Origin of the sequence: Rubritalea spongiae (genome assembly GCF_042652385.1) — a bacterium.
Classification (GTDB): Bacteria; Verrucomicrobiota; Verrucomicrobiia; order Verrucomicrobiales; family Akkermansiaceae; genus Rubritalea; species Rubritalea spongiae.
The window spans coordinates 1,099,603-1,123,574 of the sequence record NZ_JBHSJM010000001.1; the positions used below are offsets into that span (position 1 = coordinate 1,099,603).

Below are 23,972 nucleotides of genomic sequence, written 5' to 3' on the forward strand. Positions count from 1 at the left end.
CATTCCAAAAACTAGGAACCCGCATTCCCGAAGTACATCCGAAACTGAGCAAACCTCAACCAACAGGATAACTCCGACCTCCAAAGATCGAGCTCCCCACGCGCACCATCGTCGCCCCTTCCTCAATAGCGACTTCAAAATCGCCACTCATTCCCATGCTTAGTTCAGGCAAATCCACACCGTGCTGGCTCGCAAGCTCATCGCGCAGCGTCACCATCGCCTTGAAAAATGGCCGCGCCTGATCTGGCGTAGAAACTGCTGGAGGAATACACATGAGCCCTTTCACATCCAGATTCCCTAATTGCATAACCTCCGCGAAACTCTCGCGAATCTCATCAAGTTCGAACCCCCCTTTACTTAACTCAGCACCAATATTGACCTGCAAGAGCACTTTTGGCTTCACGCCCATATCCGCCGCCACACCATCGGCATAACGCGCGAGTTTAAGCGAATCGATACTATGCACACACTGAAACAAACCTAAAACCTTACGGACCTTATTACGCTGTAGACCGCCGATAAAATGCCACTCGAGACTCTGATCCATCGCTGGAATCTTTACCTGCCCCTCTTGTAGCTTATTTTCACCTAAAATTTTCTGACCCGCATCGACAGCAAGCTGAACATGCTCCACCGGCCACGTCTTAGAAACTGCCACCAGCGTCACTTCATCTACAGAACGCCCGACACGTTCCGCGGCCGCCTTCACTAGCCCTTGCACCTCAACCAAATTCTGCGCCACATCAGTCATACCCACATCCTCTCCAGCTCACTCTAAAAAGGCAATTCCTTTTAACTATAACAGAGCTTCGACACCACTCTCTTTCACCCAGCTTAAACAGTTCTAGCCAACTACCACTAAATTTCCGTTGATCGTTGCTTGCATTTCTCGTCTGTACAGAGACATTTGACTTGCTGCCACATTTCACGCTTTCCAAGCAGGCAGTGAGCACCTTAAATGCCTCGCCCTTCAGCGCTCAAACGCTGACAGGTAAAGGATCAGCATCTCACTGAACCACTTAAACTTTTCACCATCAATCATTAGCAAATGAAGACTAGCCCATACGACCAACAATTCACTCCGAACACCTCGGGGTCCCTTCACTCTTTTGACAACGAGCGCGACAACTGTGGCATGGGCGCCATCGTTCAGATCCACGGCAAAGCCTCGAAGAAAATTCTCGATCTCGCAGTAGAGTCCGTTTGCAACATGACTCACCGTGGTGCGGTAGATGCCGATATGAAAACCGGTGACGGGTCAGGCATCCTTTCACAAATCCCGCGTCCACTCTTCGCGCGCGAAGCGAAAAAGCTCGGCTCAGACGTCGCCGCTGAAGACATTGCAGTCGGCGTATTCTTTCTTCCTCGTGACAACGAAGCGGCTCACACTGAAATCAAAGCACTCGCTGAAAAGACAGTCGCAGAACGTGGCATCAATGTCATCGGTTGGCGCGAAGTTCCGGTCAAACCGGAAGAACTCGGCGAACTCGCTCAAAAGTCCCGCCCACACATTCTCCACTTCCTCATGTCCAAGCCATCTGGCTGGGATGAACTCCAATTTGAGCGCCAGCTTTACCTCTGCCGCCGTACCATCGAGCTCGCTCACGGCGACGTCGAAGGCTTCTACATGCCGACATTCTCCTGCCGCCTTATTTCCTACAAAGGCCTCGCAATGCCAGCAACTCTCCAAGCCTTCTACCTCGATATGCAGGACGAAGACTTCCAAACAGCTATCGCTCTCTACCACCAGCGTTTCTCTACAAACACTTTCCCAGCGTGGCCACTCGGTCAGCCATTCCGTATGATGGCGCACAACGGTGAAATCAACACTGTCCGCGGTAACCGCAACTGGCTCGCATCCCGCGAACAACTCTTTGAATCCGACATCTGGGGCGACGACGTACAACTCCTCCGCGACCTCACTTCAGATAACGAGTCCGATTCTGCATCACTCGACCATGCGCTCGAGCTCCTCGCTCTCTCTGGACGCTCCATTGAGCACTCCATGTGCATGCTCGTTCCACCAGCATTCCTCAACGACAATGACATATCTGAGGAACTCCAAGGCTTCTACGAGTACCACAGCTCCTTCGCTGAGCCATGGGACGGACCAGCAGGTCTCGTCTACACTGATGGCACGAAAGTTTGTGCTTCCCTCGACCGTAACGGCCTCCGCCCATCCCGCTACATCCTCACTGAAGACGGACTCCTCTACATCGGTTCTGAAGCAGGCGCTATCAAAGTAGATGAAACATCCGTGATTTCTAAAGGCCGCCTTGGACCTGGTCAGATGTTGCTCGCAAACCTCGCCGAAGGCACCCTCACTAAGGATCGTGAAATCAAAGAAGGTCTTGCTAAGCAAGCTCCGTACCGCCGCTGGGTTGACGAAAATCAACTCAAACTCCGCGACTACATTTCACCTGAACCACAAGTTCCTGCTGAAGACTTTGATGCGACCACGCTCACCCGCCTTCAGATCATGAACGGCATCAGTGACGAAGACCTCGACATGGTATTCCCACCAATGGTCAAAGGCGCTCAAGAAGCAGTCTTCTCCATGGGTGACGACATCCCACTCGCAGTTCTCTCCACATACCCACGTCTGCTCTACACATACTTCAAGCAGCTCTTTGCTCAAGTCACTAACCCACCGATCGATCCGATCCGTGAGTGGGCAGTTATGTCCCTCAATGCTGGCCTTGGTGCAGAACGCAACGTACTCACTGAAACTCCAGAGCACGCAAAAGTCATCAACCTCGAATCTGCTATCCTGCTCGAACAAGAGCTCGAGAAAATCAAGCAGATGCACGAGTACGGCTTCCCGTCCAAAGATCTCGACATCACCTGGCCAGCAAGTGAAGGCGCTGACGGCATGCTTAAAGCAGTCGAGCGCGTCTGCGCAGAAGCTGAAGCCGCAGCCGATGCTGGCACTACCGTCCTCATCCTCACCGATAAGGCCTCCAGCAAGGATCGCGTCGCCATCCCTACACTTCTCATCACTGGCGCAGTTCACCACCACCTCAACCGTTCACGTAAACGCATGCGCGCATCCCTCGTGATCGAAACTGCCGAAGCGCGCGACACCCACCAGATCGCATGTCTCTTCGGCTTCGGTGCCACCGCTGTCTGCCCATACCTCGGGTACGCTACAGTTCGCCAAGTCATCACAAACGATACAAAAGGCAAACTCGGTGAAGACATGACCCCTGAACTCGGTATGAAAAACTACCGCAAGGCACTCGAAAAAGGTCTATTGAAGATCATGTCTAAGATGGGTATATCCGTACTCAACTCCTACCAAGGTGCACAAATTTTCGAAGCCGTCGGCATTTCTAAGGAAGTGGTCGATACATGCTTCACAGCGACTAAGACCCGTATCGCTGGTGTCGGCTTTGCCGAAATCGCAGCCGAGTCCCTCGTTCGTCACGCATCAGCGCACAGCGACCTCACCGATAACGAGCCACTCAAGCTCGGTGACCCAGGTTACAACCGCTACCGTAAGACAGGTGAGCGCCACGCTCTAACCACCGATGTGATCAAGAACTTCCACACCTTCGTCAAAACTGGCAATGCAGAAGATTACGACGATTACGTCAAAGCTTCTCTCGAAACAACACCAGTCACCATCAAGGACCTCTTCGAGTTCGTGCCATCCTCAAACGGCCCGATACCGATCGAAGAAGTGGAGCCGATCGAAGACATCCGCCGCCGTTTCACCACCGCAGCGATGTCCATGGGTGCTCTCTCTCCAGAAGCACACGAAACTCTCGCTATCGCGATGAACCGCATCGGCGCGAAATCCGATTCCGGTGAAGGTGGTGAAGACCCTGTTCGCTTCACAAAATACCCGAACGGCGACCTCGCGAAGTCACGCATCAAGCAGATCGCATCTGGCCGTTTCGGCGTTTCCGCCCATTACTTGGTTAATGCTGATGAGCTTGAAATCAAGATGGCTCAAGGCGCGAAACCTGGTGAAGGTGGCCAGCTCCCTGGTCACAAAGTGAATGGCATCATCGCACGTCTGCGTAACACGCAGCCAGGTGTCCAGCTCATTTCACCACCACCGCACCACGACATTTACTCCATTGAGGACCTTGCTCAGCTCATTCACGATCTCAAGGAAATCAACCCGAGAGCCAAAGTCACCGTAAAGCTCGTTGCTTCCAGCGGTGTTGGCACCGTGGCTTCCGGTGTAGCCAAAGCATCTGCTGACGTGATCCTCATTTCCGGTCACGATGGTGGAACCGGCGCATCCCCACTTTCTTCCACAAAACACTGTGGTCTCCCGTGGGAACTCGGTCTCGCTGAAGCGCAGCAAACACTTCTCGTGAACAACCTCCGCAACAAGGTGACCCTTCGTACTGACGGTGGTCTCCGAAACGGTAAGGACATCGTTACAGCAGCTATCCTCGGTGCAGAAGAATACAACTTCGGAACCATCGCAATGATCGCAATGGGCTGTGTTTACGTCCGTAAGTGCCACCTCAACAACTGCCCAGTCGGTGTGGCGACCACGGATCCAAAATGGCGTGCGAAATTCAAAGGAACTCCAGAACAAGTCATCAACTTCTTCAATGCTGTTTCCCAAGAAGCGCGTGAGATCATGGCTGAACTCGGCGTGAAGAAACTTGATGACCTCATCGGTCACCCAGAATTCCTCCGCCAGCGCGAAGTCCCTGAGCACCCGAAAGCAAATCTCGTCGACCTCTCCACCGTTCTTAAAGACGTGACTCCAGAAATGGAAAGACTCACTGGCGTACCAGCTGCTGAGATCACACGTATTTGTACACAAGACCGCAATGACGGCATCGATAAGCCAGCGCTCGACATCCAGATCCTCGAAGATCTATACAAAGAGCTCGGCAGCGAAGACCTCAGCCTCCTCATGGATCGCGCTCCAATGAACTTCAGCTACGATGTGGTCAACACCGACCGCAACATCGGTACCCGCCTCTCCGGCCGTATCGCAGAAGTCTTCGAAAACCGCGGACTTCCCGCAGGCACAGTCAACCTCACCCTCAAAGGCTCTGCAGGCCAATCCTTCGGAACCTTCCTCGCTGGCGGAGTCACACTCGACCTCATCGGTGAAGGTAACGACTACGTCGGTAAAGGTATGGCCGCTGGCAGTATCAAAGTTCGTCCAGTACCAGACCACAAGTTCAAGGCATACGAAAACTCCATCGTCGGTAACACCTGTCTCTATGGCGCCACTGGTGGTGAGCTCTTCGTCAATGGCCGTGCTGGTGAACGCTTCTGTGTACGTAATTCAGGTGCCACAGCAGTCGTCGAAGGCGTCGGTGACCACGGTTGTGAGTACATGACCAACGGTCTCGTCGCCATCCTCGGTCTCACTGGTCAAAACTTCGGTGCAGGTATGTCTGGCGGTACCGCTTATGTCTACGATGAAGACGGGCGCTTCCAGTCACGCATCAACACCGAGATGGTCGCCCCACTTCCAATCAAACGCAATCGCGACATCGCCGAGCTCAAAGGCCTCATCGAGAAACACTACGAGCAAACCAGCTCATCTCGCGCCAAAGCATTCCTCGACGATTGGGACAACGCTGTGAAAAAGTTCATCCGCGTCATCCCAAAAACACGCGCATCTCTCGAAAGAGCAGAAGAGCAACACGAAGCGGCATCCACACCGAAAGCATAACGAAAAGGTGGCATCCCGCCGCTTTGAATAAGTGAAAAATCACCCAAGCCCGCGAGGAGAAATCCCGCGGGCTTTTTCATTTTTCTATCTGAAACATAACCCCCCACAGTCAAAACTCAGATTCACCACACACAAGCGCGTCATTTCACGAACTAGCGGTTGACGTGACGCCTTATACAGTTCATGAACTTCCGACCATTTTATTACTTCATTTGGATGAAGGATTTCCTTCGCTCGCGTAGTAGAAATGGCAGACGCATAAACTCATGATAACTTCACAACTAGCATCCGCACCCGGCAGCGACACAACAATGGTACTCTTCTCTGGAGTAACTCTGCTCGTTCTTCTGTTTTGGTACCTCGCCACAGACAAAGATCGTGTTAAGCGCAATGTCGGTTCCGCTATCGTTCTCTTGATCGCAGTATTCTCATTCTGTGCGATCATTTCTCCGAACAACCTCATGCAGGTGATTCAAGGGAAGAAAGAACTCTCAAAAGCGCACAACCTCAGCGGCGGTATTGAAATTGTTGGTGGTTCAGCGTTCATCGTAGAAGTTCAGCCAAATGTCGACCAAGACACGCAAGAAGTGATTCCACTCACTCCTTCAGCCATGGACACCGCGAAGACGATTCTTGAAAAACGTCTCAACGAAGCCGGAACTCTCGACGCACCAGTCACAGTCCAAGGTAACCGCATCGAAATCCAAATCCCTAAAATCGACCCAGCAGACGCGGCAGCTCTTAAAAAGATCCTCACTACCACCGCGAAACTTACCATTCACGAGCGCCACCCTCAGTCCGACCAGCTCGCCCGCCTCGTCCACGAAGGTGAAGAACACATCCCCGGCTACCGCGCTTACCCACAAGAACTCAAAGATCCGGACACTGGCGAAATCCTCGGAGAACGTTACGTTCTTGTAAAACGCAAGCCAGCACTCACCGGTAAAGAAGTCGCAGCCGCGTACCCTGACCGCCAAACCAATACCCAGGTTCAGATCGAACTCACGTCCACAGGCGCACGCCAAATGGAAACCTTCACCCGCTCACTTACAGCGGGACAAGATTTCATTGTATCCATTCTCGATGGCAAAGTAATCAACAGCGCCGTCCTCAACGCTGAAGTCCTATCCAAGAGATTCGTCATCAGCGGACTCGACAACATTGAAGAGTGTGAAGAACTCTCAAAAGGCCTCTCCAACCCGATGGAGAACGATATCGAGGTAATCGATGAACGCACCATTTCAGCAACACTCGGTGAAGCTACAGTCAAACAAGGCATCAACGCTGGCCTCGCTGGTCTCGCTCTTACCGTCGTATTTGTCCTCCTCTACTACCGTTTTTCAGGAATCGTCGCCATCATCGGCCTCGCACTCAACATCCTCATTCTCTTCGGAGCAATGGCACTCTTCGGAGCGTCCTTCACCCTCCCAGGTATTGCCGGTATCATTCTCACCATTGGTGTGGCAGTCGACGCCAACGTACTCATCTACGAGCGCATGCGTGAAGAACTCGCTACTGGAAAATCTGTCCACGCAGCGATTAAAGCTGCATACGACAAAGCATTCTCCGCGATTTTTGATGCCAACATCACCACCCTCCTCACAGCGCTCATCCTTTTCTGGAAAGCCACCGGTTCAGTCAAAGGCTTTGCCGTAACACTCACCATCGGTATTCTTGGAACACTGCTCGCAGCACTCCTTTGTACCCGAGTCATGTTTGCTTGGTCTGAAGACACAGGCGTTCTCAAGAAGGTCAAATTCATGAACCTCATTCCTGAGCGCACCTTTAATTTCATCGGCAAACGCAAAATCGCATTCGTCCTCTCTGGAGTACTTATTGCTGGAGGCATCGCCGAAACAATGATCGAAGGCGACAAGCGCCTCGGTATCGACTTCGTCGGTGGTAGCGTTGTCCGCTACGAAATCCCAGAAGGACAAAATGTCACTCGCCAACAAGCACAAGAGATCCTCAACAAGGTAGAAACCACCAAGGCTGTAAGCGCACAAATCGAACAACCTGCTGAAGGTAACGCCTTCCTCACTGTAAAATCTTCTCGTGAAGACAAGGAAGCATGTGAAGCCGCTATCCGCGCCAACATCCCAGGCTTCGGAGAGAAGAAAACCCACGAGTCCACCATTGCTGAGAACATCGATGGCGACGGGACTGAGTGGGTTGTAGAAGCGTCCGTTTCCGCCGTTTCACCAACCCTCGGTGGAGAATTCCTCGGAAACGCAGTCTGGGCGCTCGGGCTAGGTATCTTCTGTGTACTTATCTACATCACACTACGCTACGAGTTCGCATTCGCACTCGGTGCCTTCCTCGCACTCGCCCACGACATCCTCATCACACTCGGAATTTTGGTTCTCTCTGGTCAGGAATTCTCCCTCATCCATGTCGGTGCTTTCCTCACAATTGCTGGTTACTCCATCAATGACACCATCGTCGTATTCGACCGCCTCCGTGAAAACCTAAAAACCAAGCGTGGCGATATCCGCGATGTCATGAATGATGCTATCAGCACCACACTATCACGTACCATTATTACCTCGGTAACCACTTTCGTTTCCGTACTCGTACTCTTCATCTTCGGTGGAGCATCACTCAAGGCATTCTCCTTCACCATCATGATCGGTGTGATTGTAGGTACCTACTCCTCCATCTTCATCGCTTCACCAATCGTTTACATTTACTCAAAGGCTCGCGGCATCAATCTCCGCCGCGAAGTCCTAGAATCCGATCTCGAATCTGAGATCAATCCAGCAAAAGTGTAAAAGAAGCTTCCCGGCTCTTCAAATAACAAGCAATTACCAAAGCGCAGTCCTCACACGAGGCTGCGCTTTTTCTTTGTCTCTCTTAATTACGAAATCCACACACTTCTATAATAGATTCTAACAAAAATTTCTGCTAGATTCCTCTTCATGGACACTGAAACTAACCAAATCCCACAACCCGAAGTCCCCCAAACACTCACTACCGAACAGAAAAATTGGGCAATGTTCGCTCATCTATCTACCTTTCTCGGCTGGATCGGCATTCCCTTAGCCAACATCATCGCTCCTCTGATCATTTGGCAGGTAAAAAAAGACACCATGCCCTTTACCTCTGACCAGGCTAAAGAAGCACTCAACTTCCAGATCACACTCTCTATCGCCGCTCTGATCTGCGCAGCCCTCACCTTAATCTTCATCGGTATCATCGGACTCGTAGCCCTCTATATCATTCAGATCCTCTTCACTATCATTGCTGCGATCAAAGCCAATGACGGCGTCGCTTACCGCTACCCGATGACCATCCGCCTGATTAAGTAGATTCCATCATTCTTACATTTGACTATCCCGCTCAGAGCCACAGTATCGCCTGTATGAATTTTGACACCATCATCACTCGCCGTGGCACTGGATCAATCAAATGGGACCGTCGCCCAGAACTCGATCCGTTCTGGGTGGCCGACATGGATTTCGCTTCTCCAGATTGCATTCTCGATGCAGTCCAGAAGCGGCTCGCTCACGGCGTACTCGGCTATGCTCACGCCCACGAAGGTGTCACCGAATCAATTCTCAACTATCTTCAATCTCGCCACGACGCAACCGCAACCGAGGAATCTCTGATCCACCTCGGCGGCCTCGTCCCAGCTCTTTCGCTCTCCGCTCGCGGCTTTGTAAGGCCTGGCGAAAACCTCATGATCTGCACTCCGGTCTATTACCCATTTCTTCATGTAGGAAATGACGCCAAGTGCGAAACCGTCGCTGTCCCTCACGTGCAAATCGACGGAATCTGGACTTTCGATTGGGAAGAAATGGAGAAACAAGTCTCCGCGAAGACCAAACTCTTCATTCTCTGTAACCCGCAGAACCCACTCGGACGTAACTTCACCAAGGCAGAAATCATTCGAGTCGCCGAATTCTGTAATCGCCACGACCTCCTTCTCGTATCAGACGAAATCCACTGCGACCTCGTCTTCAACGAAGAAACTCAACCCTTCTACTCAGCACTCCATCTCCCAGAGCACCTACGTCAGAAACTCATCGTCCTCCAAGCTCCCAGCAAAACTTACAACATCGCTGGAATGGGCTACGCATTCGCCATCATTGAGAACCCGGAAATCCGCAAAACCTTCTGCGCCACCCGCGGGCACACCCTCTCCGAAATCAATTGCTTAGCCTTTTACTCAGCCGAAGCCGCTTACAAACACGGTGAACCATGGCGCCAAGAACTACTCACCTACCTCAAGAAAAACCGCGACACCGTCACCGACTTCGTTCGTAGTGAGTTACCAGCAGGCTGCACCATTCCAGATATCGAGGCTACATATCTCGCGCTCGTCGACACCCGAGACGCTAAGATTAACCACCCAGCTCAAGTCATCGAAAAACAGGCTAAGGTCTGGGTCAATGATGGTACAGCCTTCGGCGCACCTGGCCAATTCCGTTTCAACTATGGCTGCGCCCATGCTCGCGTCCTCGAAGGTCTGGACAAAATCAAAGCCGCACTTCACTCAGCAAAAGCTTGATTTACCCCCTAAACTTTTCTCAAAGCTCAATTAACCAAGCCTCCAGTATGTCTCGCCAACGCTCCATAATCTGCGCTCTCAGCCTCATTTCCCTTTGTTCTGCCAACGCTAGTGAGGAAATCCCCTACGGCATCGAATTTCTCGCTCAATACCGCAGCGAATACAACTACCGAGGCTTCATCCTCGCGCAAGACACTCTCGACCTGCAAGTCAGCTCACAGCTCGCATTCAATAAAACCACGTACCTAACTGGTGCTGCTTGGTTTGGCACAGAAGCCAGCGACGGCGATTTCTCCGAAGCGGGATTCCTCGCCGATCTTCGCAAAGACATCGAACAATGGACACTGTCACTCTCTGGCAGCTACCGCTCTTATTCGAATTCCTTTTTTGAAAATGGTGCCAACATAGAAGCCGCAGCTTTTTACCAATGGAATACTCAATTCCAATCCAGCGCCCACATCGCATACGATACCGGTGCTGAAGCGTGGTACAGCAGCATCGAATCCAGTTTCTACCATCGTATTAACGACGATTCCTTCCTAAACTTCGATATCGGTGTCAGCGCCGTAGAAGATTACTACTCGAGAGACGGCCTCAATGATGCTTTTGGCAAAATTAGCTACACCTACAATATCAACCAATCTCTCTCGATTAGCCCCTACATCGGTACATCCATCCTCCTCGACAACAAAGAATCCGGCAGAGATAGTCTTTATGGAGGTATTTACCTTGCCGTGACCTTCTAGAATTCAGTAAGAATCCTATGTGATTCGCATATTTCTTATTCTCATTGTATCTGCGGCTTCGTTTTTCGGGATCGTGTTCCTCATTGAGACGAAATCCCCCGACGTCAAAACTATGACCAAAAAGCCCGACGCCGAGGGAACGAAGATTAATCCTCACGGGCTCCCCAGCGAAGTCCTGGGGTCTTTCCTCTTAAACCAAAGCGCCACCGACGCTTGGCACGCTAGTGACTCCCGTCTCTCCGACGATGACCGAGCTCGCTTCAAAGAAAACCAATTGCTCCAACAGGTTTATAACTTCGATGGCCACCATCTCTGGCGCGATTCCCCCGAGAAAAAAATCGCCATCACCACGCTCGAAGTCACTCCTGACTACGTAAAACTCCTTTCGACGATTTCCTTAAATGGTGAAGAACTGCCCAATGATTTCTACCTACAATGGGACGACAAAGGCTTCTGGCTTTCTCAGCGCCTTCCTGTCACTGACGGCGGCACCAAGCTGTATCGGGCACGCTACGAGCGCAAAGAAACTAGCGAATTAAACGCTTCACCTAATAAATGAACTTCAAACTTCCGCGTCGAGCCATTTGCCTCTGAAATGCAATGCCGCGAACACTAATGCCTGAACCACCAAGTCAGTCATCATGATCAACCACACCTTGGTTAAAGTCATCTGGTCGCCAAAATAGTAGAAACCAGCGGAGAGTAAGCCCACTCTGATAATTAACATCGTTCCGAAGGAAGAAACCATCACCAATACTGTCGCTCCTGCACCACGCATCGACATCTTCATCACCATTGCTGTGGCAAAAAATGGCTGCACCCAGCCCACATAACGCAATACAAAAATCGCCATCTCCGCCTGCTTACCACCCTCTGGACTCATCAAGCCAACCAACTGCGGAGCAAATACAACCAGACAAATTCCAGTCAGGCCCATCACCACAATCGCGACGTACCAACACACGCGCACGGCATGTGCCGCCAACTCTTTCGATTGAGCCCCTAAATACTGCCCAGCAAGCGTCGAAGCAGCCATCCCTAGAGCAAAGCCAGGCATGAAGCTCATCGATTCAATCTGCACCACCATGCCGTGAGCTCCTAAAGCCCCTTCTTGAGTCAATTGCTTCGCCACCATCCACACTCCATACGCGTGAATACTCCACATGCCGATGATCTCTATTACCTGTGGAAATCCCACTCGGACAATCCGGTAACCAATCTTCCAATCCCAAGTCAATGCCTCTTTACTGATAGTCACCACTGCCGGCCGCCAATTCCGTGGCAGCATCGTCCATAAAATCACAACTGCGCCAGCCAACCAACCACCGACAGTCCCCCAAGCCAAACCAGCCATTCCACTCGTGTAAACGCCATCCACTCCATTCCCAGGCGGCATCCACTTGGTCATGAATAAAATGCTCAAACTCACATTCACAATGTTCACCACCAACATCGCGTAAAAAGGCGTCCTCGTGTCCCCGCCCGCTCTCAAACAAGCATTCGCCACAAAGAGCAAACCGCACAACGGCGACGACAAAGACACGATCCTTAAATACTGCATCGCGTATTCCTCAGATACTCCACTCAGTCCAAAACCTTGAATCAACAACGGAGCCAAAAACCATACGATGATACCAGACAAAGCTCCTGAAATAGCACCTAAAATTAATGACTGCCCAGTTGCTTTCTCCGTTAATTCCGCATCGTGCGCACCAAAAGCTCGCGATACCAAAGCCTGAGCTCCCGTCGCCACAGCTCCCTGTAAAATCATCATCAGCCAAGCCACGTACATCGCCAAGCCCATCGCATCAAACACCGCGCTATGCACCTCCGCCGACATCGTGTTCCCGGCAATGATCCGATCAGCAAACGACACTACCGTACCCATTAAATTCTGCAAAAACGGCCACAGTGCCAGCGTCACTATCTGCTTCGTTAAAGAAATACCTGCTAACCGACCTCCCAATACCACCGACTTTCTCGGATGGCTCGGTGGATCAATGGCATTGGCTGGATTACTCATGTCAATTTCGGGGAAGCAACGACTCATAACCGCTGTTAGAATGAAAAGCTAACTATTTTTAGAAGTTTGCAGTTGCGAATACCCTCATCCAGCTTGAATAATCATCCAGAAATGCACACGCCGATCACTACGTTTTCAGATGCTAACATCGCTGAAAATTTACTTCTCGCTGATCCCTCGCTCAGAGATGGGTACTTCGATCGCAGTGTTATCTACATGGTCGATCACAGCATCGACCAAGGCTCTCTTGGCCTCATCCTCAACAAGCCCACCCCACGCACCGTTGGAGATCTCATCAGTAGCGAACAATTCAAAAAACTAGCCCACCTCCCCATTCATATGGGTGGACCAGTAGATAACGACCAGATGTTCTTCGCCAACTTTGAATGCATCGAGCCCAATCAGCTGAGCTGTGAGTTTCGACTCTCAGCAGAACGGGCCACAGAACTCATCGGGAAACCAAATGCACACATCCGCGCATTCGTCGGCCACTCGGCATGGACTGTGGGTCAATTAGAGGAAGAATTCGAACGACACGCATGGTTCTTGCGTAATGCCCCGGCGAGATTAACACTCGAATCTAACAATGAAATAATCTGGCAAGAATTGCTTCAAGACCTCTCGCCTTTCCACCACATCATTTCCCTCACCCCTAAAGATCCATTCTTAAACTAATATTTTCCACCATGCGAGCTGTCATCCAACGCGTATCCTCAGCCTCTGTCACCATTGCTGGCGAGATCTCTGGAGAAATCCAACAAGGCTTCCTCATTCTCCTCGGTATTGAAGCAGCTGACACCCAAGAAGATATCGACTGGCTCACTGGTAAAATCGCCCGTATGCGCGTCTTCGCCGATGACGCAGGACTGATGAACCTATCCATCACTGACATCAGTGGCTCGGCCCTCGTCGTCTCTCAGTTCACCCTGCACGCCAATACTAAAAAAGGAAATCGCCCATCCTTCATCCGCGCCGCCAGACCAGAACAAGCAAAACCAATGTATGAAGACTTCATGCAAGCACTCGGCAACCTCATTGAAATTCCTTGCCAATCCGGCGAATTTGGTGCCGACATGCAAGTTAATCTTGTCAACGATGGCCCAGTCACCATCATTATCGATAGTAAAAACCGTGAATAGACGCACCGTAGAATTTCTTCCTATGCTCAGTAACGATCCCATTTCTATTCAGTTCCGCATCCCAGCTTCCGATCACCTCGGCAAAAATGAAGTCGAAGGCAAAGTCCGTTTTCTCCCCGACAGCGTCGAACTCGACTGGCGCCTCAAAGGCAATGTCTTCCGCGGTGGACAGCTAGAAGTCGAAACCGTTTCACTCAGCTACGGAGATATCGAACACGTTGAACTAAAAAAACGCTGGTGGAAACTTCGTTCCATTATTCTACGTATCAGCGACCCAACTCTAGTAGAACAAATTCCGGGCGTCGAAATGGGAAAAATGGGACTCGAAATCGATGATCGCTCGCGCGACGAAGCCAAAAAGCTCGAATCCTTAATCGACTTCAAACGCTCTATCTTCTTAGTCGATGAACAAACACGTCGACTAGAAGCGATGAGCAATGAGATCTAAGCCTCCTTGGCGCGACTTGCAGCTTCCTTCTTCAACTTACGTCGATAAGCCGCCGGTGTGATGCCCATTTTCTTTTTGAACACGCGCGTAAAGTGCGCTTGATCAGAAAAACCTGACTCGGACGCCACTTCAGCTAAAGTGATATCTGTAGACATCATCGTCATAGCCTTCTCCAAACGCATCGTAGTCAAATACTTATGCGGTGAGTGACCAGTCGTCTTTTTAAAACTACGTGCAAAGTGGAAGGTCGACATGTTCGACTCAGACGCTAAATCCTCTACGTAAATAGGAGAATGAAGCTTACCCCACATATAATCAGTCAGTCGCTTCAGCAATGGCTTGCTGAGTTCTGATCCTGAGGTCGTATTTTTTTCTCCTTTCATAGGGCTCTGTGCGTTCTATTCAGACTACAATATATTGTATAGCAACTGAAATTTCCAACTAACGTAGTTTCCAGTAGGCAGCATCATAGTGTAAACTATCTCTCTCGACCAGAACTTTTATGATACAACTCACTGTTTTTTAAACATCCCCAGATAAGCCTTTATTTACAGCTGTTCAGGACGCTCTAATAATTCTGCCACGCGATTTAAAACGCGCCCAGCATCCCCCCCGTCGATCACCCTGTGGTCGAAGGTCAAATTCAACTCAGCTTCGGTCACAGGTATAAAAGCCTCTACCTGCTCAGACCACACAGGCTTCTTCACTCCTGCACTAATTCCAAGAATCAATGTTTCGTTTGGCAAAGGAATTGGCGTCCCCCATGTTAGGCCAAACGTTCCAAAGTTCGTCACAGTAGCGATTCCCCCCTTCGTGTGCTCCTCAGTCAGCTTCCGAGCTCGCGCTAAATCGACAAGATTCGCATAGTCTTTCGCCAGATCCGCGACCGATTTCGTATCGACATCTCGCACGACTGGAACCATCACCCCGTCTTCAACTTGAACAGCAAGTCCGATATCAAAGGCGCGAGGGTGCACAATGTGTCCACCGATCAAATAACCAGCAGCTTCCGGGTGTTCAGCCAGTGCCAGCGCGAGTGCGCGTAACACATAAAGCGTAAGTCCAGGTTTAGGGTTTTGCTCAGAGCGATACTTCAACAGTTTGTCCATCACCACCGGACGAGCCACTGTTGCCAGCGGTCGACTCCAAGAACGCCGCATCGCATCTGCTACAGCTCTACGCATAGGCGAAGCCGGTGACGACGGCCATGCATTAATGTACTCTAGGAAACTTTCTAAATCCGCTACCGTCACACGACCACCAGCTCCACTACCATTAATCGCAGAAATATCCGCCGCTTGCAGACCCAGTTCATTCATCCGAGCACGCATTCTAGGTGAGATATAATGCGCCCCCTTTTTTCCCATAGGCACAGGAAGACCCTTGACGTTTGGCTCGATTGCCTTCGGCTCAAAATAAGCTTCTCCATCCTGTTTGAAATGTAAATTCGCCTCTTCTTCATCTGAAGAATCTTCATCAGAACCTTCCTCCTGCGCTTGAGCTAAGGTACTCACCCCCGTTCGCTGAATTTCTTCCTCGGTGACATCGATCACTCCAAGCACACTGCCAACGGCGTAACTTTCACCCTCTTCAGCACAAATTTCCTTAATCACTCCACCACAGAGAGTCGGCACACTCATAGTGGCCTTATTAGTCTCTACTTCGATGAGATCTTGCTCGGCCTCGACAGTATCGCCGACCGCCACGTTAAACGTGAGAATGGTTGCTTCGGCGATCGATTCGCCAAGCTGGGGCATTACAATTGGGACTTCTGGCATAATAGTTCTAAAGTAAATTTAATAAGCGAGGAGATTGCGAAGAGCTTCGCAAATAGACTCAGGCGTCGGGCGATGCATTGCCCAAAGTTTAGGATGATAAGGGACAGGTGTGTCTTTAGAGTTCAAGCGCATTGGCGGCGCGTCGAGCAAATGGAAGCCATCAGCACACACTCGCGATACAACCTCAGCAGTCACGCCTCCCCACGGAAACGCTTCGCCTAGCGCGAGCAAGCGCCCTGTGCGAGCTACCGATGCCATCACTGTGTCCGTATCTAGCGGTTTCACTGAACGCAAGTCCACCACTTCGATTTCCCAACCACCTTCCTTGTAAAGCATATCTGCCGCGCGCACGGCTTCGTGCACCATCGCACTGTAGGTCACCACTGTGGCGTGCTTGCCACTGCGAGTGATCCGGGCTTTACCAATCGGTAAGTTGTCACCCTTGTAATCGTCGCTCTTCAGCCAACGATAAAGAAATTTGTGCTCACAGTAGATCACGGGATCATCCAGATCGACCGCTTGCAATAACATCGAATACGCATCAGCCACAGTCGCTGGAGTCACAACTACCGTTCCCGGATAGTGCGCATAAATCGTCTCCATGCTCTGACTGTGAAATGGTCCAGAACCAGGAGTTCCACCAGATGGCATCCGCACCACTATTGGCACAGGAACTCCCGTCCGATAATAGTGAGTCGCCGCTTGGTTCACAATTTGGTTAAATGCAACAGACGAGAAGTCAGCAAATTGCATTTCCACAATCGGCCGCATCCCTTCGATCGCTGCACCCACAGCCATACCAATCATTGCATCCTCACTGATCGGAGCATCTAGGACTCGATCTGGCCAGCGCTCTTGCAAACCTTTAGTTGCTTTAAAAGCTCCACCAAATTTACCAATATCCTGACCATAAAGAAAAACCTTTGGATTGTCTTCCAATGCCTTTTCCTGAGCGTCTTTAATCGCGTCGATATACGTAACTGCCATGGTACAAATATTTCTTATTGGAGACCTCGAAGACTTTCGCTCGCTGTAGCCGACCAATCCTCTTTATACGGATTCGGAGCATCCTCGCGTTGCGCCACAGCTACCGCTTCCTGTGCCTCCGCATTGATCTCTTCCACCCATTGTTGGTATTCTTCCTCGCTGAGCCAGCCCTTTTCAATCAGCTGCTCACGCCCGACTTCAATACAGTCTCGTCCGTACAAGCCTTCTCGAATTTGCTGCGGAACGTAGGAGCCATCATCGTGCTCACCATGACCTGACAAACGAAGTAACTTCGCAACCACTAGCTGCGGACCACCGCCTGCACGAGCCTGCTCCACGGCATGGCCAATCACTTCAATACAAGTTAGCACATCTGTGCCATCAACGAAATGGCCGCCCACGCCGTAGCCTTTTGCTCGGTCTATCAAATTCTCACAAGCGTATTGACGCTCGCTCGGAGTCGAATACGCGAATTGGTTATCCGCCACGACCACCACCATTGGCAACTTCTCTACTGCCACAAAATTTAGACCTTCGTGAAATGCTCCAGTCGATGTCGCACCATCGCCAATACAAGTCGCCCCCACGCGTCCATCAAGTTCCCCTTTCAAACGCTTCGCCAACAAAGCACCTCCGACTTGCGCCACAGCTGCACCGAGATGACTAATCATTGCAAACATTCCATCCTGCGGTCTTCCGCGATGGATATTCCCGTCGCGTCCACGCATCGGCCCCTTTGCAGATCCTAAATATGTTCGTGTCGTATCCAATGGATCTTCTCCAAAGGCCATACGCCCAGCTTGATCACGGATCAAAGGAGCAAAAACATCCTTCCCCCATTCTAAGCATGTTCCTAACGACGCGCTAACCGCTTCTTGCCCTTTACCCAAATAGACTCCTCCAACAATTTTGCCAGCCTTGTAGAGATTGCCTAACTTGGTCTCTAAAATACGAGCACGCAGCATGGCTCTATACACTGCAAGCGCATGTTCTTTACTGCTAATATCAATCGTTGTCTGCTCTGCCACGCCCCAAGCCTATAGACAAGCCCCCCCATCTAGCAACTGGTTTCCTTGCTTCTTCACTGAATTTTTCAGCAATTCTTTACAATTAACTCCGCCATAGTATTTGCGCTCGCTTTGTTCACCAAAATCAATTTGCTTTGTAAGACACCTCTCGCCATAAGCCACCTAACACATTCACCCCCACGAAATATCTTTTCATGAAACCTACTTTACTCGTTTTAGCAGCAGGCATGGGTAGCCGATACGGCGGCCTCAAACAAATGGATCCAATGGGTCCGAACGGAGAAACTGTCCTCGATTACTCCGTCTACGATGCCATCCGCGCAGGATTTGGCAAAGTCATCTTCATCATCCGCCGCGACTTTGCGGATAACTTTAAGGCTGCTGTCGGCGATAAATTCTCGGGTAGAATTAAAGTCGAATACGCCTACCAAGAACTCACCGACCTCCCCGCTGGCCACAGCCTTCCAGAAGGTCGAATCAAACCGTGGGGAACCACCCACGCCATCCTCGCAGCTCGAGATCTTGTCGACACTCCCTTCGCCGTCATCAATGCCGATGACTTCTACGGAGCTGATGCGTACCAACAATTCAGCAAGTACTACGACCAGCTCAGCCAGTCACACTACTGCATGGTCGGCTATCCGCTCCAGAACACCCTTTCTGAAAATGGCACAGTCAACCGTGGTGTTTGTTCGGGTGAAAATGCACTACTCGACACCGTCGAAGAACACCTCGAAATTCAAGTGGAAGCCGATGGGATCTGTCGCGGAGAAAACCTCGCTGGAGAACGCGTCGAACTCTCGCCAAACACCCTCGTTTCGATGAACTTCTGGGGTTTCCCGCCAAGTATCATGCAAGAGCTTGCCAGCGAATTTGAAAAATTCCTCAGCGAGCGCGGCACCGAACTTAAATCCGAATGCTACATCCCAACCGTCGTCGACACCATGATTCATAGCGGAAACGCCGATTGTAAAATCCTTGAAACATCGAGCAGTTGGTTTGGCGTCACCTACCCAGAAGACAAACAAAGCTGCGTAGACAGCATTAAAGAACTCGTCAAAGAAGGCGCCTACCCAGACCAACTTTGGGATTAACGCTAGAGCCACCTAACTATTACCAAAATAATCCATCGCGATCACGCAATGCTAACCCGACCCTTCTGACTTCCGACACTCCAAAGTCCTCCTACGGTTATTGTCAACAGGCCCCAAATATCCAACTGGTATTCCACTTGCCCATAGGCATGGAACCTGTTTATTTCCTCTCTAGATACACGCTCAGTGCTCAACGAAGAGCCAGCGCAAACCAAGCATTTTATTATTTATGAAAATCGTAGTAGCATACTCTGGTGGCCTCGACACTTCAGTTCTCTTGAAGTGGCTCAAGGACAAGTACAACGCTGAAATCATCGCCTACTGTGCAGATGTCGGCCAAGCGGAAGAACTCGACGGCCTCGAAGCCAAGGCTCTCGCGACTGGCGCCTCCAAGTGCTACATCGGCGATCTCAAAGAAGAATTCGCATCAGACTTTATCTTCCCAATGTTCCAAGGCAACGCTCTTTACGAAGGCCGCTACCTACTCGGAACTTCGATCGCACGCCCATGTATTTCTAAAGGCATGGTGGAAGTTGCCATCAAAGAAGGAGCAGACGCTATCGCTCATGGTGCTACAGGCAAAGGAAACGACCAAGTCCGCTTCGAACTTTCCGTTGCAGCTCTCGCTCCCCACATCAAATGTATCGCTCCTTGGCGTGACGATGAATTCCGCGCACAATTCCCCGGCCGTGCAGAAATGATTGCCTACGCCGAGGAAAACAACATCCCAGTGAAAGCTTCCATGAAGAAGCCATACTCAATGGACCGCAACCTCCTTCACATTTCCTTCGAAGCTGGAGCAATGGAAGACACTTGGCACGATGCTACAGCAGAAGACGACAAAGACATGTACGTTCTCTCCGTCTCCCCTGAAGACGCTCCAGATCAAGCCGAGTACGTCCAATTCCTCTTTGAAAAAGGTAACGTTATCGGTCTCAAGTACGACGGCCTCGATGCCCTAATCTCCGAACTCGGTGACATTGCAGCACAAGGTGAACAAGATGGTTACACCCTTCTCAACCCATACGGCGTCATGCGTGTGCTAAATGCGCTTGGTGGCAAGCACGGCATCGGTCGTGTTGACCTCGTAGAAAACCGCTTCGTTGGCATGAAGTCACGCGGCGTCTACGAAACACCAGGCGGCACTATTCTCCTCGCGGCGCACCAAGACCTCGAAACACTCACACTCGATCGCGAAGCTCAAGCACTCCGTGACAGCCTCATTCCTAAGTACGCACAACTTATCTACAACGGCTTTTGGTACGCTCCTGAGCGCGAGGCTCTGCAAGACCTCATCACATCCACTCAGCGCACAGTCAGCGGTGAAGTTCGTCTCAAGCTGTACAAAGGCAACTGCCTTCAAGCAGGTCGCCGCTCCCCACTTTCACTCTACGACGAAGACGTCGCTTCCATGGAAGGCGCTGGAGAAGGCAAAGAAGAAGCCTACAACCAGAACGACGCATCCGGCTTCATCGCCCTCAATGCGCTCCGCCTTAAGGCAAATGCTCGCCAACGTGAAGCCCTCTAATCCTCAGAGACAAAACCACTCAAAGAAAAGGCCCTGCGTGATATTCACGCAGGGCCTTTTTATTGCTTAATTTGAAAAAGAATTAGCGTCGAACACCGCGATATTCATTCCGTTTTTTCGAAGAATCTGCGTTATTGTTCGAAGGAACATTGAACTGGCGTGGCTCTGGTAAATACCAAGGGCGAGCAATGACTGCGGACGAAACCCCGTCTTGTTGGTCTGGATCGCCATACTTCGGTGGTAAAATACTCGCTTTGGTTTGAATATCTCTCGCCAACTGTGACTTGTTCGCATTCAAATTCTGCAAATCTCTTAGGGCAGCCCTATCGCTCACAATTCTTGGCTGGATAAAGATTAGCAACTCTTCACGTACTACGTCTTCCTGAATCGTTGAAAACAAGCGTTTCAAGCCAGGGATATGCATTAAGACAGGAATACCACTCTCGCTAGACTCGTTGCGCTCAGTGATCAAGCCACCAAGAACAATCGTCTCGCCATTTGGCACAGTAACGGTTGTCTTAATCTCTTCTTGACCAATACGCGGGATAGCATTCCCATCAATGACATCTTCACCCACGATATTTCTATTCGTGAATGCGATTTGCAAGGTCACTTCATCGTCAGAATTTACCAGAGGAATCACTTCAAGTTCGAGCAAAATGTCGCGATAGCCAATGTTGGTGGACTGCGTTCCATTATCACCAGAACCACCCTGAGTGAAGGTATTTGTCGGCACCGCAACCTGCTGGCCAGAGTTCAATGTCGCCACTCGGTTATTGGTCGTAAATACGGTCGGTCGAGCCATCAAGTGGAACTTACCAGTCGACTCTAGAGCTGTTAGAGTTGCTGCAACTTCTTTCCCCAATTGTCCATAAAGGGAAAACCCTGTCACGTCGGGAAAAGCTCCAACATCAGTTAAACTAGTAGGATCTAATAAGTTAGGAAAACCTGTCCTATTCTGAGCAGCATAGCCTTGGTCCGATCCAGCTGGATAAGTTTTTGCAAAATCCACACCAAAATCGAGCGAGTCGCCGAGGTTATATCGACCAAAAATAGCCGTAATCTGCACCTGCTCGGATGGAACATCCATTTCCGCAATCAGATCTTGCACCACTTTAATCGCTTGGGGAGGCCCCTGAATAATCAAGGTATTGTTGCTGTTATCCGCCACTAACAAAGTCTTGCCGATAATCATCGCTTCTGGCCCTTCTTTCCGCGTCGTCGGGTCTAGGCTAATGCCAGAACCTCCACCGATCGATTCGTTATTAGTTCCAGCATTTCGTACCACTTCGCCACCGCGAGTGGTCGCATTACCACCTCCGCCGCCACCAGAGCTTTCTGATTGCGGCGACACTTGCGAGATCGCATTTTCCGCAATCGACATAAAATCTGAAACCGAAAGGAAGCTAAGCTTATGCTTGAAATAATTACGCTTCGAAAGTGGGGAGTCGAATCCTGCGATGAGCCCTTCGGCCACCTCCACATCAATTGGCCTTCCAATCACGAATATCCGGTTGGTGCGAATATCGGAAATCACCTGTACCGTACTCGAATTTGAGCTATTACCAGTCCTTTGAGACGAAGTGTTCGGGCGGTTTCCTGCATTATTATTACCACGGTTTCCACCACCTGCATTGTTGCCGCCACCAGCATTATTTACGGTAACAGAAACTGAACTACCGCTTCCCGCAGAAAGCGGAGTGTTTTGCTGCGCACTGAATTCTAAAATTCCACGCACACTTTCCGCCGTTTCTTCCGCATCTGCGTGCTCGAGGCTAAACCATTTCTGCATCGAAAGCTCTTGTGGAATATCAATGCGATCCTTCAACTGCACCAAGGTCCGAATCAGTTGTGAGTTTTCTGTGATCAATAAGGCATTTGCGTTTGCCACCGGCACAATAGAACCGTGAGGGTCTACTTGGGAAATCACACCCGTAAAAATGCTCATCGCCTCTTCAGGCTTAATATTATCAAAGGCCATCACGTAGGTAACAAGCTGCTCATCTTCAGGAAGGAGCTCAGGATCTGTGATCAAGGGGTAACCACCCGCTTTACGCACGTTTGGCGCTGGCAATAATTTCACCTCATCAGGCCCCGACGGCACAAACACCAAGCCTTCTAAGAAACATGTCTTCACCAAAAGTTCCGATGCCTCACCATATGTAATAGGAGCTTTTGCTTTAAAGCTAATATCCACACCCATCGCAGCCTTTGAAACAATCACACGCTTACCAGTCCATTTACTATACAGATCAGCGATAATGTCACCAGTCATCCCAGCCGGGAACTCAAGATTGTTATTAATCGGTGTATTGGGGTCGACACCGTTGAGGCGGTCGACAGGTGGATTGGGTTGAGGTAGTTCAGGTGGCGCTGCTGGAGGCTGAGGCGCCTGTGCGAGAGCAGCACTAGTCATCGCAGCAAATACTGAGAATCCTTTAAGTTGATTGGAAATTTTCATAGTGTGTTCTGTTTATTTAGTTTTTGACGCCGGTGGTGCAGTCACAGTGCGCCGTACGCGTGGACGACGAGTGCTAGAATCTGGTGTGGATGATGGGGTTGAATTAGTTTGAGTTGTCGGCAAAGGAGGACGGGTGGTAGTTGCTGGTTTGACGGCTGGTCGCGTCACTGGAGCTTTCGCTGCTGCGATGCTCTTTTGGATATCCGCTGGGTTGTAACCCACAGTTTGCGTGCGCCCACCACTCATCACTTGGACAGTTGTCTTATTATAATCTGACTTGTTTTGATTCACCCGAACGAGCCGCAATCCTTGATCATTTGCAGCTTCACCTTCTCTCAAAATGATATTTTGATTCGGATTCTTGCGATCCACGACAACCACGTACCAGCCATCATCTAAGGCCGCGACTCCACGCAGAGCCAGCGCACTATTCACCACTACCTCAGGAGTTTTCACCTCCGGCTTTTTGATAATAAATGGCGAACGCAAAAGCAGCGCTTGGTATTCATTGATCGAAGGCGACTTCGGTGGTGCCGCTGAAACCATCCCGCATAAGAACAGGCTGAGAATT

At 50.6% G+C, this 23,972-nt stretch carries 19 protein-coding genes; 11 read left to right on the forward strand and 8 right to left on the reverse strand.

The genetic code is table 11. The features are described from left to right. Nucleotides 1-55: 55 nt before the first annotated feature. Complete coding sequence (locus tag ACFPK9_RS05185) at nt 56-751, reverse strand: YggS family pyridoxal phosphate-dependent enzyme (protein ID WP_377093724.1); 696 nt, start codon at nt 749-751, stop codon at nt 56-58. A gap of 297 nt (nt 752-1,048) precedes the next feature. Between ACFPK9_RS05185 and gltB the strand changes: the two genes are divergently transcribed. The 6 genes from gltB to ACFPK9_RS05215 all read left to right on the forward strand — a co-directional run bounded on the left by gltB (nt 1,049) and on the right by ACFPK9_RS05215 (nt 11,474). Beyond that, complete coding sequence (gene gltB, locus ACFPK9_RS05190) at nt 1,049-5,659, forward strand: glutamate synthase large subunit (protein ID WP_377093725.1); 4,611 nt, start codon at nt 1,049-1,051, stop codon at nt 5,657-5,659. 266 nt (nt 5,660-5,925) lie between these two features. Next, entirely contained in the window at nt 5,926-8,430 is a 2,505-nt protein-coding gene (gene secD / locus ACFPK9_RS05195; protein WP_377093726.1) for a protein translocase subunit SecD, read from the forward strand. Nucleotides 8,431-8,577: 147 nt separating this feature from the next. Continuing rightward, nucleotides 8,578-8,967, forward strand: a complete 390-nt coding sequence (locus tag ACFPK9_RS05200; RefSeq protein WP_377093727.1) for a DUF4870 domain-containing protein — start codon at nt 8,578-8,580, stop codon at nt 8,965-8,967. A gap of 53 nt (nt 8,968-9,020) precedes the next feature. Next, a complete protein-coding gene (locus ACFPK9_RS05205) occupies nt 9,021-10,169 on the forward strand; it encodes a MalY/PatB family protein (protein WP_377093729.1) in 1,149 nt (382 codons plus the stop codon). Between the two features lie 47 nt (nt 10,170-10,216). Continuing rightward, nucleotides 10,217-10,915 carry a hypothetical protein gene (locus ACFPK9_RS05210; protein ID WP_377093730.1) on the forward strand — a complete coding sequence of 233 codons (699 nt, stop codon included), beginning with the start codon at nt 10,217-10,219 and terminating at the stop codon, nt 10,913-10,915. 112 nt (nt 10,916-11,027) lie between these two features. Next, nucleotides 11,028-11,474, forward strand: coding sequence for a hypothetical protein (locus ACFPK9_RS05215; RefSeq protein WP_377093731.1), 447 nt, complete (start codon nt 11,028-11,030; stop codon nt 11,472-11,474). 3 nt (nt 11,475-11,477) lie between these two features. Here ACFPK9_RS05215 and ACFPK9_RS05220 read toward each other — a convergent pair whose 3' ends face one another. Then, on the reverse strand, nt 11,478-12,938 hold the full coding sequence (locus ACFPK9_RS05220; protein ID WP_377093733.1) for an MATE family efflux transporter: 1,461 nt from the start codon (nt 12,936-12,938) through the stop codon (nt 11,478-11,480). Nucleotides 12,939-13,049: 111 nt separating this feature from the next. On the opposite strand from ACFPK9_RS05220, the gene ACFPK9_RS05225 reads away from it, so the two are divergent. The 3 genes from ACFPK9_RS05225 to ACFPK9_RS05235 are packed head-to-tail and all read left to right on the forward strand — an operon-like array spanning nt 13,050 to nt 14,525. Further along, a complete protein-coding gene (locus ACFPK9_RS05225) occupies nt 13,050-13,613 on the forward strand; it encodes a YqgE/AlgH family protein (RefSeq protein ID WP_377093734.1) in 564 nt (187 codons plus the stop codon). Nucleotides 13,614-13,624: 11 nt separating this feature from the next. Next, nucleotides 13,625-14,077, forward strand: coding sequence for a D-aminoacyl-tRNA deacylase (gene dtd, locus ACFPK9_RS05230; protein WP_377093736.1), 453 nt, complete (start codon nt 13,625-13,627; stop codon nt 14,075-14,077). Continuing rightward, a complete protein-coding gene (locus ACFPK9_RS05235; RefSeq protein WP_377093738.1) occupies nt 14,070-14,525 on the forward strand; it encodes a hypothetical protein in 456 nt (151 codons plus the stop codon). Before dtd ends, ACFPK9_RS05235 begins: the two co-directional genes overlap by 8 nt. Here ACFPK9_RS05235 and ACFPK9_RS05240 read toward each other — a convergent pair. The 4 genes from ACFPK9_RS05240 to ACFPK9_RS05255 form a co-directional block, all read right to left on the reverse strand. After that, on the reverse strand, nt 14,522-14,908 hold the full coding sequence (locus ACFPK9_RS05240; RefSeq protein ID WP_377093740.1) for a helix-turn-helix domain-containing protein: 387 nt from the start codon (nt 14,906-14,908) through the stop codon (nt 14,522-14,524). The two genes, ACFPK9_RS05235 and ACFPK9_RS05240, sit on opposite strands and share 4 nt — an antisense overlap. A 165-nt stretch (nt 14,909-15,073) precedes the next feature. After that, nucleotides 15,074-16,303 carry a dihydrolipoamide acetyltransferase family protein gene (locus ACFPK9_RS05245; protein ID WP_377093742.1) on the reverse strand — a complete coding sequence of 410 codons (1,230 nt, stop codon included), beginning with the start codon at nt 16,301-16,303 and terminating at the stop codon, nt 15,074-15,076. An 18-nt stretch (nt 16,304-16,321) separates the two neighbouring features. Further along, the gene (locus tag ACFPK9_RS05250; protein ID WP_377093744.1) at nt 16,322-17,290 is read right to left on the reverse strand and encodes an alpha-ketoacid dehydrogenase subunit beta; all 969 of its coding nucleotides are present in this window, start codon (nt 17,288-17,290) and stop codon (nt 16,322-16,324) included. Between the two features lie 14 nt (nt 17,291-17,304). After that, nucleotides 17,305-18,318 carry a thiamine pyrophosphate-dependent dehydrogenase E1 component subunit alpha gene (locus ACFPK9_RS05255; RefSeq protein ID WP_377093746.1) on the reverse strand — a complete coding sequence of 338 codons (1,014 nt, stop codon included), beginning with the start codon at nt 18,316-18,318 and terminating at the stop codon, nt 17,305-17,307. A 194-nt stretch (nt 18,319-18,512) separates the two neighbouring features. Between ACFPK9_RS05255 and ACFPK9_RS05260 the strand changes: the two genes are divergently transcribed. Then, the gene (locus ACFPK9_RS05260) at nt 18,513-19,412 is read left to right on the forward strand and encodes a nucleotidyltransferase family protein (protein ID WP_377093748.1); all 900 of its coding nucleotides are present in this window, start codon (nt 18,513-18,515) and stop codon (nt 19,410-19,412) included. Nucleotides 19,413-19,641: 229 nt separating this feature from the next. Further along, complete coding sequence (locus ACFPK9_RS05265) at nt 19,642-20,940, forward strand: argininosuccinate synthase (RefSeq protein ID WP_377093750.1); 1,299 nt, start codon at nt 19,642-19,644, stop codon at nt 20,938-20,940. Nucleotides 20,941-21,022: 82 nt separating this feature from the next. On the opposite strand, the gene ACFPK9_RS05270 is transcribed toward ACFPK9_RS05265, so the two are convergent. Both ACFPK9_RS05270 and ACFPK9_RS05275 read right to left on the reverse strand, forming a co-directional pair. Continuing rightward, complete coding sequence (locus ACFPK9_RS05270; protein ID WP_377093752.1) at nt 21,023-23,401, reverse strand: secretin N-terminal domain-containing protein; 2,379 nt, start codon at nt 23,399-23,401, stop codon at nt 21,023-21,025. 12 nt (nt 23,402-23,413) lie between these two features. Beyond that, nucleotides 23,414-23,947 carry a hypothetical protein gene (locus ACFPK9_RS05275; protein ID WP_377093754.1) on the reverse strand — a complete coding sequence of 178 codons (534 nt, stop codon included), beginning with the start codon at nt 23,945-23,947 and terminating at the stop codon, nt 23,414-23,416. Nucleotides 23,948-23,972: the final 25 nt, after the last annotated feature.

Bases quoted from the DNA above. Each gene is read 5' to 3' on its own strand.
- ACFPK9_RS05205 (WP_377093729.1), top strand. From the start codon at position 9,021: ATGAATTTTGACACCATCATCACTCGCCGTGGCACTGGATCAATCAAA.
- ACFPK9_RS05225 (WP_377093734.1), top strand. From the start codon at position 13,050: ATGCACACGCCGATCACTACGTTTTCAGATGCTAACATCGCTGAAAAT.
- ACFPK9_RS05240 (WP_377093740.1), bottom strand. From the start codon at position 14,908: ATGAAAGGAGAAAAAAATACGACCTCAGGATCAGAACTCAGCAAGCCA.
- secD (WP_377093726.1), top strand. From the start codon at position 5,926: ATGATAACTTCACAACTAGCATCCGCACCCGGCAGCGACACAACAATG.
- ACFPK9_RS05200 (WP_377093727.1), top strand. From the start codon at position 8,578: ATGGACACTGAAACTAACCAAATCCCACAACCCGAAGTCCCCCAAACA.
- gltB (WP_377093725.1), top strand. From the start codon at position 1,049: ATGAAGACTAGCCCATACGACCAACAATTCACTCCGAACACCTCGGGG.
- ACFPK9_RS05275 (WP_377093754.1), bottom strand. From the start codon at position 23,947: ATGGTTTCAGCGGCACCACCGAAGTCGCCTTCGATCAATGAATACCAA.
- ACFPK9_RS05265 (WP_377093750.1), top strand. From the start codon at position 19,642: ATGAAAATCGTAGTAGCATACTCTGGTGGCCTCGACACTTCAGTTCTC.
- ACFPK9_RS05250 (WP_377093744.1), bottom strand. From the start codon at position 17,290: ATGGCAGTTACGTATATCGACGCGATTAAAGACGCTCAGGAAAAGGCA.
- ACFPK9_RS05245 (WP_377093742.1), bottom strand. From the start codon at position 16,303: ATGCCAGAAGTCCCAATTGTAATGCCCCAGCTTGGCGAATCGATCGCC.
- ACFPK9_RS05260 (WP_377093748.1), top strand. From the start codon at position 18,513: ATGAAACCTACTTTACTCGTTTTAGCAGCAGGCATGGGTAGCCGATAC.
- ACFPK9_RS05185 (WP_377093724.1), bottom strand. From the start codon at position 751: ATGACTGATGTGGCGCAGAATTTGGTTGAGGTGCAAGGGCTAGTGAAG.
- ACFPK9_RS05220 (WP_377093733.1), bottom strand. From the start codon at position 12,938: ATGAGTAATCCAGCCAATGCCATTGATCCACCGAGCCATCCGAGAAAG.
- dtd (WP_377093736.1), top strand. From the start codon at position 13,625: ATGCGAGCTGTCATCCAACGCGTATCCTCAGCCTCTGTCACCATTGCT.
- ACFPK9_RS05270 (WP_377093752.1), bottom strand. From the start codon at position 23,401: ATGAAAATTTCCAATCAACTTAAAGGATTCTCAGTATTTGCTGCGATG.
- ACFPK9_RS05210 (WP_377093730.1), top strand. From the start codon at position 10,217: ATGTCTCGCCAACGCTCCATAATCTGCGCTCTCAGCCTCATTTCCCTT.
- ACFPK9_RS05215 (WP_377093731.1), top strand. From the start codon at position 11,028: ATGACCAAAAAGCCCGACGCCGAGGGAACGAAGATTAATCCTCACGGG.